Below are 12,242 nucleotides of genomic sequence, written 5' to 3'. Positions count from 1 at the left end.
GTGACCGCCGTCGCGGGGGTGACCGCCGCGCCCGCCGCGGTGTCGGGGCCGGTCACGTGACCACCGGGAAGCCGGCGGCGGTGGCGAGCGCGTCCAGCTCGCCGAGCAGCTCCGCCGCGGGCGGGTAGCGCCCGTCCCGCTCGAGCAGCAGGGCCGGCGGCCGGCGGCGGGCGCAGAGCTCGCCGACCAGGTCGAGCACCTCCGGGGGGATCGGGTCGGTGTGCGTGTCGTGGTAGAAGCCACCCTGCTCGGCGCCGCCCGCCACGTGCGCGTAGGCGACCCGGTCCAGCGGCAGCCGGTCGAGCAGCGCGAGCGGGTTCGTGCCCCGGTTGCGGGCGTTGGCGTGCACGTTGGCGACGTCGAGCAGCAGCAGGGCCCCGGTGGCGTCGAGGATCTCCGTCAGGAAGGCCGCCTCGTCCAGCTCGTCGTCCGGCCAGTCGAAGAGCGCGGCGATCGGCTCCAGCGCGATCGGCACCGGCAGCTCGGCCTGCGCCCGCCGGACGTTCGCCACCACCGCGGCGACCGCCTCCCGGCTGCGCGGCAGCGGCAGCAGGTGCCCGGCCTCCAGCCCGCCGGCCCGGACGAACGCGATGTGCTCGCTCACCAGCGGCGCGTCGACCAGCGCGGCCACCGCGGCGAGGTGCGTCACCCGGGCCGGATCGACCGGCTCGGCGCCGCCGAGGGAGAGCTTCACCCCGTGCGGTACGACGGTGACCCCACGCCCGCGCAGTTCGGCGAGGCCGGGCGGCAGCGGCCCGGCCGGGGCGACCGTCTCGGCGACCACCTCGACGAAGCGCAGCCCCGGCAGGTCGGCCACGAACCCGGCGATCTCCGGCCGCCAGCCGATGCCCACCCCGGACGGCCCGGTCATCCGCCACACCCGCCCCCGCCGCCGCAGCCGCCGCCACCCCCGCAGGAGCTGCCGCCGCCGCAGGAGCTGCCGCCGCCGCACGAGCTGCTCCCGCTGGACGAGCTGCCGGTGCCGGAGAGCGCCTGGCGCTGGATCTCGGCCTGCTCGGCGAAGCCCGGGTCCATCGTCCAGATGGTGGCGGTGCCGAAGAGCGCCACCCCCAGCGCCGCATCGGACGGTCCGTAGGTGGCGTACGCGGGCGCCGAGGCGGGCGCCAGGTGGGTGTGCCGGCGACGCAGCTCGCGCAGCGCCCGGTCGGCCGCGCGGGTCCGCCAGGGCACCCGGCCGAGCAGCAGGAAGGCGATGAAGAGCGGGACCAGGGTGAGCATCAGGAAGCCGGCCGGCCGGCCGTTCGACAGCCCCACGAAGAGCCGGATCCCGCCGAGCACGAGGAGGGCGGCGAGCAGCAGCGGGCCGCGTCGGACGGCGGCCCGCCGGGCCGGGCCGAGCGCCAGGCCGCGCTCCTGGAGGCCGTCGCGGAGCTGGTCGAGCGCGCGGGTCACCCACTCGTCGCGACGCAGCTCCCGGGCGAAGACGTGCCGGCCGGCGGCGTTGTAGATCGCCTGGTCGAGCGGGGTGACCCCGGCCGGCATCGAGGCGCCGGTGGTAAGCCGCCGGTCGGGTCGCACGTCCACCACGCCGCCGCGCCGCAGCCCGCCGAGCGCGGTCCAGACCGCGAGCTGGTCGCCCCCGTTGAGGTACGCGACCTGCTGCGGTCCGAGTTGCCCGTCGCCGACGGTGGGCGTACCGGCCAGGGTGCGGAAGCGGTGGACCAGGGTGCCGGCGAGCACCACGGCCACGGACAGGAGGTACCAGCGCAGGAATACCGGGCCGGGGATGCCCCAGGTGTCGCCCGGTGCGGCGAGGACCGTCATGCTCTGCTCCTGACGCCCGAGGTGAACGTGGGCCCCCATTGTGGAGCAGACCCGCCAGGGCTGATCCCGCCCGCGGGCCGAGTTACCGGACCGAGATCCGGCGCCGGGCGGTCAGCGGCGGCGGACCGCCTCTTCGACCAGGTCCAGCACCCGCCCCAGGTCCCCGGCCGGGCGTCCCATCGCCAGGTGCAGCACCAGCCCGTCGTAGGCCAGCTCCAGGAACTGGGCCAGCACGTCGATCGGCACGTCTTCGCGAAGCACCCCGGCCTCCCGCTGGCGGACCAGGCGTTCCCGGGTGGCCTCGGCGATGGCGGCTGACCGTTCCGCCCAACGCCGCGCGAAGGCCGGGTCGGTACGCAGCCGCCGGGACACCTCCAGCTGGCTGCCCAGCCAGCCGGTGGTGTCCGGGGAGATCGCCCGGGCGAGCAGGTCCCGCATGACCTGGACGAGGCCGTTGCGGGCCACCGTCTCGACCATGACGGCGGCATCGTCCTCGGCGACGGCAAGGAAGAGCGAGTCCTTGTCGCGGAAGTGGTGGAAGATGGCGCCCCGGGACAGCCCGGTGGCCTCCTCCAGCCGGCGTACGGTGGCGCCCTCGTATCCGTGCCGGGCGAAACACGCCCGCGCGGCGGCGAGGATCTCCTGCCGGCGCGCGTCGAGCTGGTCCTGACTTACTCTGGGCACGGGACGATCGTGTCAGGTGCCCGGGGCCGATGCAAACCGTACGTACGGCTTGGGAGCGGGTTTCGCCGGAAACCTCCGCCCCAGGGAGCCGGCTAGTGCCGTGTGCACAAACGTTGGCCGTGGTTGGTCGGGGTTGGGAAATGTCGTAGGGCTGGTGCTCGCTTCGGTTCGTGCCTCGTCGTCGGGATCCCGCCGCCCCGCGGGTGGTGCACCGCACCGCCCGTGTCGCGCTGCGGGTGACGCCTGGCCAGCGGCGGCGGTGTTTCGGGCTGCTGCGCTCGGCCGGTGATGTGTGGGCGTGTGTGTTGGAGGTCAACGCGTGGCGTCGCCGCCGGCAGGACTCGCCTCTGGTCGGCCTCCAGCAAGTGTTCGGGGAACTGGCGGCGTCGGGGCCGGGCACGTTCGCGGAACTGGATTCGGTTGGGGCCCGGTCGGTGTTGCGCCGGTTCTCCGATGCGTGGTTCGCGGCGGCGAAACGCCGCAAGGGCGGTGACCTGTCGGCCCGGTTCCCGCGTCGTCGGCGGGGGTTGGTGCCGGTGCGCTGGTATCACGGCACGTTCACCCTCGACGGGCGCCGAGTTCGGATCCCGACCGCGAAAGGCACGTCGCCGTTGTGGGTGCGTCTGGCGCGGGAGGTGCCGTATCCGGTCGAGCAGGTCCGGTCGATCACCCTGCTGTGTGAGGGCGGGCGCCTGTTCCTCGACGTGACCGCCGAGGTGCCGGTGGCGGTGTACCCGCCCGGTGAGGAACCGGACCCTGGCCGGGTGGGCGGGGTGGACCTGGGGATCATCCACCCGTACGCGGTGGCCGGCCCCGGCGGGGAGGGGTTGCTGGTGTCCGGGCGGGCGATCCGCGCCGAGCACCGCATGCACCTGGCCGACACCAAGGCCCGCCGCCGTGCCGTGGCCCGCCGCGCGCCGAAGCCGGGCCAGAAGGGGTCGCGGCGGTGGCGGCAGTACCGTCGCCGGGCACGCCTCGTGGAGGGTCGGCACCGGCGCAGGGTCCGGCAGGCCCAGCACGAGGCCGCCCGCAGCGTGGTCTCGTGGGCGGTGCGGCAGCGGGTGGGTGTGCTGCACGTCGGGGATCCACGCGGGGTGTTGGACCTGCCTGCGGGGCGGCGGCACAACCTGCGGTTGCGGCAGTGGCAGATCGGCCGGCTCATCCAGGTCCTCACCGACAAGGCCACCCTGGCCGGTATCACCGTCCGACTGGTCGACGAACGCGGCACCTCCTCCACCTGCCCCGCCTGCCGCAAACGCGTGCCGAAACCCCGTGGGCGAACCCTGTCCTGCCCGCACTGTCGATTCTCTGGGCACCGCGACCTGGTCGCGGCCGCCAGCATCGCCACCCGCACCCCGGACGGCGGATCCACCACCCCGACAGCGATCGTGCTGCCGGAGGTGGTCACGCACCGTCGAGCCGGCCGGCACCTGCCCGGTGCCGGTCGGTCCCGACGTGACCCCCGCCGCCCACCCCGGGCGGCGCGCGGATCAGTTGGCCCGCAGTGGCCCGCCCCACCAACCGGTGGGGAGTCGCTCGCCCTCAAGGCGAGGATCCACAACACTCACCGGAAACCCGGTGAACGTTAGTGGACACCGCACTAGGATCGCGCGATGACGCTGCCCACCCCCCTCCCCGAGCACCGACTGACCGTGGCGGCCGTCCAGGCCGAGCCGGTCCCCGGCGACGTCGCCGGGAACGCCGCCACCGCCGCCCGACTGGTCGGCCGGGCGGCCGGCGCCCGGATCGTCGTGCTGCCGGAGCTGTTCCTGCCGGCGTACCACCCACCGACCCTGGCCGCCGACCCGGCCGGCACCGACGTGGCCGCCGGCCCGGACGGTCTGGTCGACGATCCGCGGCTCGATCCGCTGCGCGGGGCCGCCCGGGACGGCGGCGCCACCGTGGTGGTGGGCGCGGCCGTCCGGCACCCCGACGGGCGGCGGACCATCTCCTCGCTCGTCGTCGACGCCGCGGGGGTCGCCCGGTCGGCGTACGACAAGCAGCAGCTCTGGGGCGGCGAGCGCGACCTGTTCGACGCGGGCCGGCGCGGTGCCACCCTGCTGGTCGACGGCTGGCGGCTCGGCCTGGGCATCTGCTACGACGGATGCTTCCCCGAGCACGGCCGGGCCGCCGCCGCCGACGGCGCGCACGGCTACCTCTGCCCCAGCGGCTATCTGGCCGGCTCGGCGCACCGGCGCGACCTCTACTACGCCGCCCGCGCCCTGGACAACACGATGTACGTCGTCTTCGCCAACGCCGTCGGCGGCGCCGACCCGTGGCGGTTCAACGGCGGTGCGGCGGTGTACGACCCGGAGGGCCGGCCGCTCGCCCGCGGCGCCGACGCGGGGGAGGACGTGCTGGTCGCGACCCTCGACCCCGGGGCCCTCGCGGCCACCCGGGCGGCGCATACCATGCTCGCCGACCGCCCTGCCGACCAGGGGCTCCCCCGAACGGTGCTGGCCGGCTGACCGACGGCGCAGTGTCGCCCGGCCCCTGTCGGCCGTGCACCTCGGTCCCGTAGGGTGCGCGAGTGCCGCTGCTCCTGCTGGATCTGGACAACACCCTGCTCGACCGGACCGGGGCGTTCCGTACGTGGGGAGAGCGCTTCCTGGACAGCGTCGGCGCGCCGGCCGTCGACATCGACTGGCTGCTCTCCGTCGACGCCGACGGGCTGACCGACCGGTGGGACGTTGCGGACGCCATCCGGAACCGGTACGGGTTGCGCATCCCCTCCATCGACCTGGTCGACGAGCTGCACGACGGGGTGGTGGCGAACAGCCGGCTGGATCCGCTGGTCGCCTGCGCGCTGCGGATCGCCGACGACGCGGGCTGGGTGCCGGTGGTGGTCAGCAACGGCGCGGTACGCCAGCAGGACGCGAAGATCCGCCGCACCGGTCTGGACCGGTACGTCGCCGACTGGGTGATCTCCGAGGAGGCCGGGGTCAGCAAACCCAACCCGAGGATCTTCGCGCTCGCCGCCCAGCGCGCGCGGATGCCGCTGCGCGGCGCCTGGGTGGTCGGGGACAGCCCGGAGGCGGACATCGGCGGGGCCGCCGCCGTCGGCCTGCCGAGCGTCTGGCTGCACCGCGGCCGGACCTGGTCGGACACCCGATTCGCGCCCACCCGCACGGTGGACGGGCTGATCGCCGCGGTGGCCACCGTGCTCGCCGGCTGAGCCGGCGCGCGTCCCGCCGGGGCCCGGTTAATCGGTTGACCCGGCGGCAGCCCGGCGGTGAGCATGGGGGCCGCGCGCAGGCGCAGCCGGGCGGCGCCCGGTCGAGGAGAGGAGGTCGGTAATGGCCGTCTTTGCAGGGTCGTTCCACCTGACCTCACCAGCCTCGATCAAGGGATCACCGAACCCGTGCGTGAACACGACCTCCCGGCGCGCGAGCGCCGTGGCCGCGGCAAGAGCCGCTTCGACGACGACGAACCGTATTTCCTGAAGCACGGCCGGCACGCCGAGCCGGCCCTGACCGAGCCCGATGACGAGTCCGACCCCGAGGATCCCTGGTCCTCCTGGGACGGGGCCGTGCACGGGCCGGAACCGCACCCCGAGTGGCTGGTCACCGAGCTGGCCGCGCGGGACACCGAACTCGGCGTGCTCAAGACCGGCAAGGAGGCGGACGTCCACCTGGTCCGCCGGGCTGTGCCCGAGACCGGCCGGTCCTGCCTGTTGGCGGCGAAGCGCTACCGGGACGCCCAGCACCGGCTCTTCCACCGGGACGCCGGCTACCTGGAGGGGCGGCGGGTCCGCCGGTCCCGGGAGAATCGGGCGATGGCCGGGCGGACCGCGTTCGGCCGGCAGATGATCGCCGGGCAGTGGGCGGCGGCCGAGTTCGCGGCGCTGGCCCGGCTCTGGGAGATCGGCGCCGAGTCCGGGCGGATCGCCGTGCCCTACCCGGTGCAGCTGCTCGGCACCGAGCTGATGCTGGAGTTCGTCGGGGACGCCGCCGAGGGGCAGGCCGCGCCGCGGCTGGCCCAGCTCCGGCCCGAACCGGCCGAGCTGCGCGACCTGTGGGAGCAGCTCGTCGACGCGCTGGTCGTGCTCGCCCGCGCCGGGTACGCGCACGGCGACCTCTCGCCGTACAACCTGCTGGTGCACCGGGGGCGGCTGATCATGATCGACCTGCCGCAGGTGGTCGACGTGGTGGCCAACCCGCAGGGGCCGGAGTTCCTCACCCGGGACGTCCGGGTGGTCGGTGCGTGGTTCGCCGCGCGGGGGCTGCCCGCCCTGGACGCCGACCCGGCCGCGCTGACCGGGCTGCTGCTGCGCGAGGCGGGCATCGGCTGAGCGGACCGGGTCCCGGGCGGGGCGACCCGCCCGGGACCCGAGTTCACTGGAGGTAGCGCTCCACCTCCGGCACCGGGCGCTCGCCCTGGGCGTCCGGGTCGCCGTGCGCCTGCCGGGCCGCCCGGCGGCGGCGCAGCAGGTCCCAGCACTGGTCGAGGGATTCCTCCAGCGCCCGAAGCCGTTCCTTGGCCTCGTCGTCGGTGCCGGACTCGTGCTCCTGCGCGGCCGAGCGCAGCCGGTGCTCCTCGTCGACCAGTTCGGAGATCCGGTTCAGGATGGTCTTGTCGTCCATGCCCCTGAGCCTGGCACAGGCCGCCCGGACACGCCCACGTTCTCCCCCGCGTCGGTTCGCCGGTCCGGGACAGCGGCACGCGGGGTGGCGACCGGCCGGGTACGGTGCCACGCCATGATCTCCGTTCCGCGTCCGTTCCGCCCGGCCGACGCCCCGGCCGTCGCCGCGCTGCTGCGGGCCGCCAACCCGCACAGCGTGTTCACGCCGGAGCTCATCACCTGGCAGGTGACCGCCGGCCCGGCCGCCGAGCGGTACGCGCTGCTCGTCGCCGAGTCCGCCGGGGAGGTGGTCGGCGTCGCCCGTACCGGCTTGCTGCACGAGAGCGCCGAGCCGGGCCTGGCCTTCGCCAACGTCACCGTGCACCCGGGGTGGCGCGGGGGCGGCGCCGGGTCCGCCCTGCTCGCCGCGGCCGAGGAGCGGCTCGTCGGGCTGGGCGCGCGGACGGCGTACGCCAAGGTGGCCGACGATCCGGTGGCGGTCGGCTTCGCCGAGCGGCGGGGCTACCGGCGCGGCCGGCGGGCTCTGTTCCTCCGTCTGGAGCTGGCCGCGGCGGCGCTGCCCGACCTGCCGGTGCCGCCCGGGGTGGAGCTGGCCACGGCGGCCGACCTGGCCCACCCGCGCCCGCTGTACGAGGCGGACCTGGACGCCGCCCGTGACGAGCCCGGCGACGTGGGCATGGACGACATCAGCTACCCCGACTGGCTGGCCGCCTACTGGCACCGCCCCGACCTGGACCGGGCGCTGACCTGTCTGGCCATCCTGGACGGTGTGGTCGCGGCGTTCAGTCTCGCCCTGACCGACGGCCGTCACGGCTACCAGTCCGGGATGACCGGCACCCGGCCCGCCCACCGTCGGGCCGGCCTGGCCGGGTTGGTCAAGGTGGCCGCGCTGCGCCGGGCCCGCCGGGCCGGCTTCCGGTACGCGGTCACGACCAACGACGCCGGCAACGACGCGATGCTGGCGCTCAACCGGCGGCTCGGCTACCGGACGGTCGCCGGCGAGTGGCGCTACCTGCGGAACCTTTGCGGCTGAGCGATTCCCTGACCGCTCCATTGTCGACAGCGGGAATGTTGTTCCGTGAGATATTTTCTTCTCCGTCTTCTGATCCGCCTTCCCGGGTGGCATGCTCGGCGGCGACATCACGGGTCATGACGGCGTCGCGACAGTGAGTTGACCCAAGGGGGAGCACACCACGTGGACCATCCGGCACCCGAGCCCACCGGGCAACTCCGCACCGTCCCGCTGCACCGGATCCTGCCGGGCCTGCTCCGCGATCCCGCCCGCGCGCTGATCGACGCCGGCAACCGGACCGGGGGGGCGGTAGTCCGGCTCAACCTCGGGTCGTTCCGCCCCTACCTGGTCACCCACCCCCGGCACGTGCAGCACGTCCTGCGCGATCGCGCGGACAACTACGAACGGGCGGGCGACGGACTGTTCTGGCGGCCGGTCAAGCGGCTCTTCGGCGAAGGGATCCTCGGTGAGGGCCAGATCTGGTCGGCCAGCCGCCGGATGCTCCAGCCGATGTTCACCGCCAGGCGGGTGGAGGCGCTGGTCGACGGGATGGCGGAGGCCATCGGCGCCGCCGTCGACGAGCTGGGCGAGCCGTCCCGGGCGGGGCGGACCGTCGACATCGGCGTCGAGCAGGCCAGGATCGTGAGCCGCGCGATCATGCGGGTGCTCTTCGCCGACAAGATCTCCGTGCCGGACGCGATGCGGGTGATCGACGCGCAGGACGTCATCGCCACCGCGGTGATCCCCCGGATCATCGTGCCGTTCGCCCCGCTGTCCCTGCCGATGCCCGGTGACCGCCCGTTCCGCCGCGCGGTGCGCATCGTGGACGACGTGCTGGTGCCCATCGTCCGGGCGACCCGGGCGGTGGCCGACGACGGCGACGACATCATCTCCACGCTGTGGCGGGCCCGTACCGAGGACGGCCGGCAGCTCGACGAGCGGCAGGTCCGCAACGACACGGTGGCGATGTTCGCGGCGACCACGGAGACCACCATCAACGTGCTCACCTGGCTCTGGCCCCACCTGGACCAGCATCCCGACGTCGCCGACCGGCTCTACGCCGAGATCGACCAGGTGGTGGGCGGCGGACCGGTCCGCCGCGAGCACCTGCGCGACCTGACCTACACCAGGATGGTCCTGGACGAGTTGCTACGGCTGTACCCGATCGGCTGGATCATCCCGCGCCGCGCGGTGGCCGCGGATGTCATCGACGGCGTGCCGATCGAGGCCGGCGCCACCATGGTGGCGAGCCCGCTGATCACCCAGCGGATGGCGCAGTTCTGGGAGCGGCCGGACGAGTTCGACCCGGAACGGTTCCGGCCGGAGCACGTCCGCACCCGTCACCGGTACGCCCACTTCCCCTTCGGCGGCGGCCCGCACCAGTGCCTCGGGATGTACCTGTTCTACCTGGAGGCGCAGCTCATCCTCGCCACGATGCTCAGCCGCTACCGGTTCCGGTTGCGCCGGCCGGGCGTGCCCGGCCTGCGGTTGGCCGCGGCGCTCCGGCCGCGTGAACGGGTCGAGCTGACCCTGCTGAGCAACTGAGAGGGAATGACCATAGTGGACGCACACGGCGACCGGCTCGCTTCGGCCGCGGAACAGGGACGAATCTGCGCGCTCGCCGCGCGGGGACAGCGGGAACTCCAGCGGCGGACCGCCGCCCAGCCGGACCTCTTCCCCAGCCGGCCCTTCGACGCGGCCCTGCTCAGCAGCGTCTCGCTGGCCATGGCGTTCAGCGCGCCGTGGTGCACCGCCGAGGAGCTGGCACTCACCGGCCGCGCGGTTCTCTGGGGCTTCGCGGTCGACTGGCAGGTCGACCACCTGGCGACGTCCCGGTCGGAGATCGACCTGATCACCAAGACGTCCCTGGCGGTGGCCGACGGCGCGGCGGCCGAGGACCCGCTGGGGCGGTTCCTCGCCGAGCTGCGCGACGACCTCGCCGCCACCCCGGGCTTCGCCGGGCTGCGGGGCCTGTGGCGGGAGGAGCTTGATCGCACCCTGACCGCCATGGCCCGCGAGTGGGACTGGAAGACCGCGGCGGAGGCCGGGGCCGGGGGGCGGCCGACCCTGACCGAGTACCTCGCGAACGCCGACAATCTCGCCGCCACGGTGGTCAACGTCGCCCACTGGATCCACACCGGAACCCCCGGGACGCACCGCCAGCTGCCACGGCTCGTGGCGGTGAGCGACGAGGTGCAACGGGCCCTGCGGCTCGTCAACGACCTGGCCACCTATGAGCGCGACCTCGAGTGGGGGGACCTCAACGCGATCATGCTGGTGGACGACCGCGCGGAGATCGAACGGCGGACGGCGGCGCAGATCGACCACTGCCGGCACCTGCTGGCCGAGCTGGCCGCCAACTGCCCGCGGGAGGCCGACTACCTGTCCCGGCAGCTCGGGTTCACCAGCGGCTTCTACCGCCTCACCGACTTCTGGGGGACCCGGTGAGCCTGGTCGCCGACCGCCGGGTGGCCGCCCACCCGGGCGGGGGCGGCGAGCCGCCCGGTGCCGGGCGCGAGTACGCCGACCAGGTCCGGGACCTGATCGCGGCGATGGCGCACAACCCGGCCGGGGAGACCTCGGCGTCGGTCTACGAAACCGCCCGCCTGGTCGGCCTCGCGCCCTGGCTGCCCGGCCACGACGTGCGGATCGGCTGGCTGCTCGACCGGCAGCGGGCCGACGGTGGCTGGGGCGGCCCGGACGGGTACGCCCTGGTGCCGAGCCTGAGCGCCACCGAGGCCCTGCTGACGGTGCTCCACCGCGGCGACCCCGGCCCGGGAGCGGTCGCGGCGCTGGTCCGCGCCGCGGACCGCGGCCTGCGCTTCGTCGCCGGTCATCTCGGCGACCCGGCCGCGCCGACCCTGCCCGACCTGCCGGCCACCGACCTGATCGTGCCGGCGCTGATGGAGTCGATCGACGGGCTGCTGAACCGCCCGGAGGGACCGCCGGCCGGTCTCGAGGCGTGGCGCGGCCGGCCCCGGCTGCCCCTGCCGCCAGGCCTGGACCCCGGCCGCCTCGACCGGGTACGCGGCCTGCTGGACACCGGCCGGCCGATCCCCGAGAAGCTGGCGCACGCCCTCGAGGTGGCCGGCGACCGGGCGCGCGGGGCGGCCGGCATCTCGCCGGTGGGCCCGGGGACGATCGGCGCCTCGCCGGCGGCGACCGCCGCCTGGATCGGGCACGTGCCCGACGACCCCGGCGGCTCCGCCCCGGACTACCTGCGGGACGTCGGCCGGGACGGCCCGGTGCCCTGCGCCACCCCGATCGCCGTCTTCGAACGGGCCTGGGTGCTCAGCATCCTCGCCCGGGCGGGGGTGCCGGCGACGGTGCCCGAGGCGCTGGTGGCCGAGCTGCGGGCCGCCCTCGGCCCGGACGGCGCCGCCACCGGGCCCGGCCTGCCGGCCGACGCCGACACCACCTCGGTGACCCTGTACGCCCTCGCCCGGCTGGGGCTGCCGCTCGACCCCGCCAGCCTCTGGTCCTACGACACCGGCGCCCACTTCTGCACCTGGCAGGGGGAGGACGGGGCCTCGGTCACCACCAACGCCCACGTGCTCGACGCCCTCGGTCACCACCTCACGCCCGGCGGCCCGGCGGTCGATCACCGGGCGGCGGCCGCCGCGGACCGGGTCGCCGCCTGGCTGGTCGCCCGACAGCGGGCCGACGGGGAGTGGTGCGACCGGTGGCACGCGTCGCCCTACTACGCCACGTACTGCGCGGTGCTCGCCTTGGCCGACCACGCCTCGAGCGCCGGGGCACGCGCCGCCGTCGGGCGGGCCGCCGACTGGCTGCTGGACACCCAGCGACCGGACGGTTCCTGGGGACGGTGGGCCGGCACCGCGGAGGAGACCGCGTACGCCGTGCTGGCCCTGCTGGCCGCCGACCGGTCGTCCGACGCGAAGGTCGCTGTCGCCGTCGCCGACGGCCGCCGCCGATTGTCCGAGCTGGACGGTCGGGACGGCGAGCCGGCGTTGTGGCACGACAAGGATCTGTACCGGCCGACGCTGATCGTGCGGGCGGCGGTGCTCGCGGCGCTCTGGTCCGGCGACGGGACGACCGGCACGACACCCCGTCCCGACCTCGCCATGATCAGGATCGCTTGAGTCAACTTCTGGACACTGCTAGCGTGCGCCGGGGTCGATCGGAACGTCGACGGCTCTCACTCGGGCACATGACCGA

Annotated in this window: 12 protein-coding genes; 8 read left to right on the top strand and 4 right to left on the bottom strand. The window is 75.0% G+C overall.

Translation table 11 applies throughout. The features are described from left to right. Window positions 1-52: 52 nt before the first annotated feature. The 3 genes from ACTWO6_RS23170 to ACTWO6_RS23160 all read right to left on the bottom strand — a co-directional run bounded on the left by ACTWO6_RS23170 (window position 53) and on the right by ACTWO6_RS23160 (window position 2,469). Complete coding sequence (locus tag ACTWO6_RS23170) at window positions 53-871, bottom strand: DUF692 domain-containing protein (protein ID WP_446215900.1); 819 nt, start codon at window positions 869-871, stop codon at window positions 53-55. Beyond that, window positions 868-1,785 (bottom strand): TIGR04222 domain-containing membrane protein, encoded by a 918-nt coding sequence (locus tag ACTWO6_RS23165; protein ID WP_446215899.1) that lies wholly within the window; start codon window positions 1,783-1,785, stop codon window positions 868-870. The genes ACTWO6_RS23170 and ACTWO6_RS23165 overlap by 4 nt, the downstream gene beginning before the upstream one ends. 111 nt (window positions 1,786-1,896) lie before the next feature. Next, entirely contained in the window at window positions 1,897-2,469 is a 573-nt protein-coding gene (locus ACTWO6_RS23160) for a TetR/AcrR family transcriptional regulator (protein ID WP_446215898.1), read from the bottom strand. Between the two features lie 170 nt (window positions 2,470-2,639). On the opposite strand from ACTWO6_RS23160, the gene ACTWO6_RS23155 reads away from it, so the two are divergent. From ACTWO6_RS23155 to ACTWO6_RS23140, 4 genes are all read left to right on the top strand, one after another. Next, window positions 2,640-4,058 carry an RNA-guided endonuclease InsQ/TnpB family protein gene (locus ACTWO6_RS23155; protein ID WP_446215897.1) on the top strand — a complete coding sequence of 473 codons (1,419 nt, stop codon included), beginning with the start codon at window positions 2,640-2,642 and terminating at the stop codon, window positions 4,056-4,058. Between the two features lie 24 nt (window positions 4,059-4,082). Further along, entirely contained in the window at window positions 4,083-4,937 is an 855-nt protein-coding gene (locus tag ACTWO6_RS23150; RefSeq protein WP_446215896.1) for a carbon-nitrogen hydrolase family protein, read from the top strand. A gap of 62 nt (window positions 4,938-4,999) precedes the next feature. Further along, window positions 5,000-5,644 carry an HAD family hydrolase gene (locus ACTWO6_RS23145; RefSeq protein WP_446215895.1) on the top strand — a complete coding sequence of 215 codons (645 nt, stop codon included), beginning with the start codon at window positions 5,000-5,002 and terminating at the stop codon, window positions 5,642-5,644. A 186-nt stretch (window positions 5,645-5,830) separates the two neighbouring features. After that, entirely contained in the window at window positions 5,831-6,760 is a 930-nt protein-coding gene (locus ACTWO6_RS23140; protein ID WP_446215894.1) for a serine protein kinase RIO, read from the top strand. 43 nt (window positions 6,761-6,803) lie between these two features. Here the strand turns inward: ACTWO6_RS23140 and ACTWO6_RS23135 are convergent, their stop codons facing one another. Next, a complete protein-coding gene (locus ACTWO6_RS23135) occupies window positions 6,804-7,052 on the bottom strand; it encodes a DUF2630 family protein (protein WP_130338092.1) in 249 nt (82 codons plus the stop codon). Between the two features lie 114 nt (window positions 7,053-7,166). On the opposite strand from ACTWO6_RS23135, the gene ACTWO6_RS23130 reads away from it, so the two are divergent. The 4 genes from ACTWO6_RS23130 (at window position 7,167) to ACTWO6_RS23115 (ending at window position 12,166) form a co-directional block, all read left to right on the top strand. Then, window positions 7,167-8,084: a GNAT family N-acetyltransferase gene (locus ACTWO6_RS23130; RefSeq protein ID WP_446215893.1), complete on the top strand. Its 918-nt coding sequence runs from the start codon at window positions 7,167-7,169 to the stop codon at window positions 8,082-8,084. Between the two features lie 162 nt (window positions 8,085-8,246). Continuing rightward, window positions 8,247-9,608: a cytochrome P450 gene (locus ACTWO6_RS23125; RefSeq protein WP_446215892.1), complete on the top strand. Its 1,362-nt coding sequence runs from the start codon at window positions 8,247-8,249 to the stop codon at window positions 9,606-9,608. Between the two features lie 6 nt (window positions 9,609-9,614). Further along, complete coding sequence (locus tag ACTWO6_RS23120; RefSeq protein ID WP_446215891.1) at window positions 9,615-10,511, top strand: terpene synthase family protein; 897 nt, start codon at window positions 9,615-9,617, stop codon at window positions 10,509-10,511. Further along, window positions 10,508-12,166, top strand: a complete 1,659-nt coding sequence (locus ACTWO6_RS23115) for a prenyltransferase (protein WP_446215890.1) — start codon at window positions 10,508-10,510, stop codon at window positions 12,164-12,166. The genes ACTWO6_RS23120 and ACTWO6_RS23115 overlap by 4 nt, the downstream gene beginning before the upstream one ends. Window positions 12,167-12,242 lie beyond the last annotated feature (76 nt).

Source organism: Micromonospora sp. IBHARD004 (genome assembly GCF_052814115.1).
Note: the sequence above shows the minus strand (reverse complement) of the source record. Positions and strands in the feature narration are given on the sequence as shown.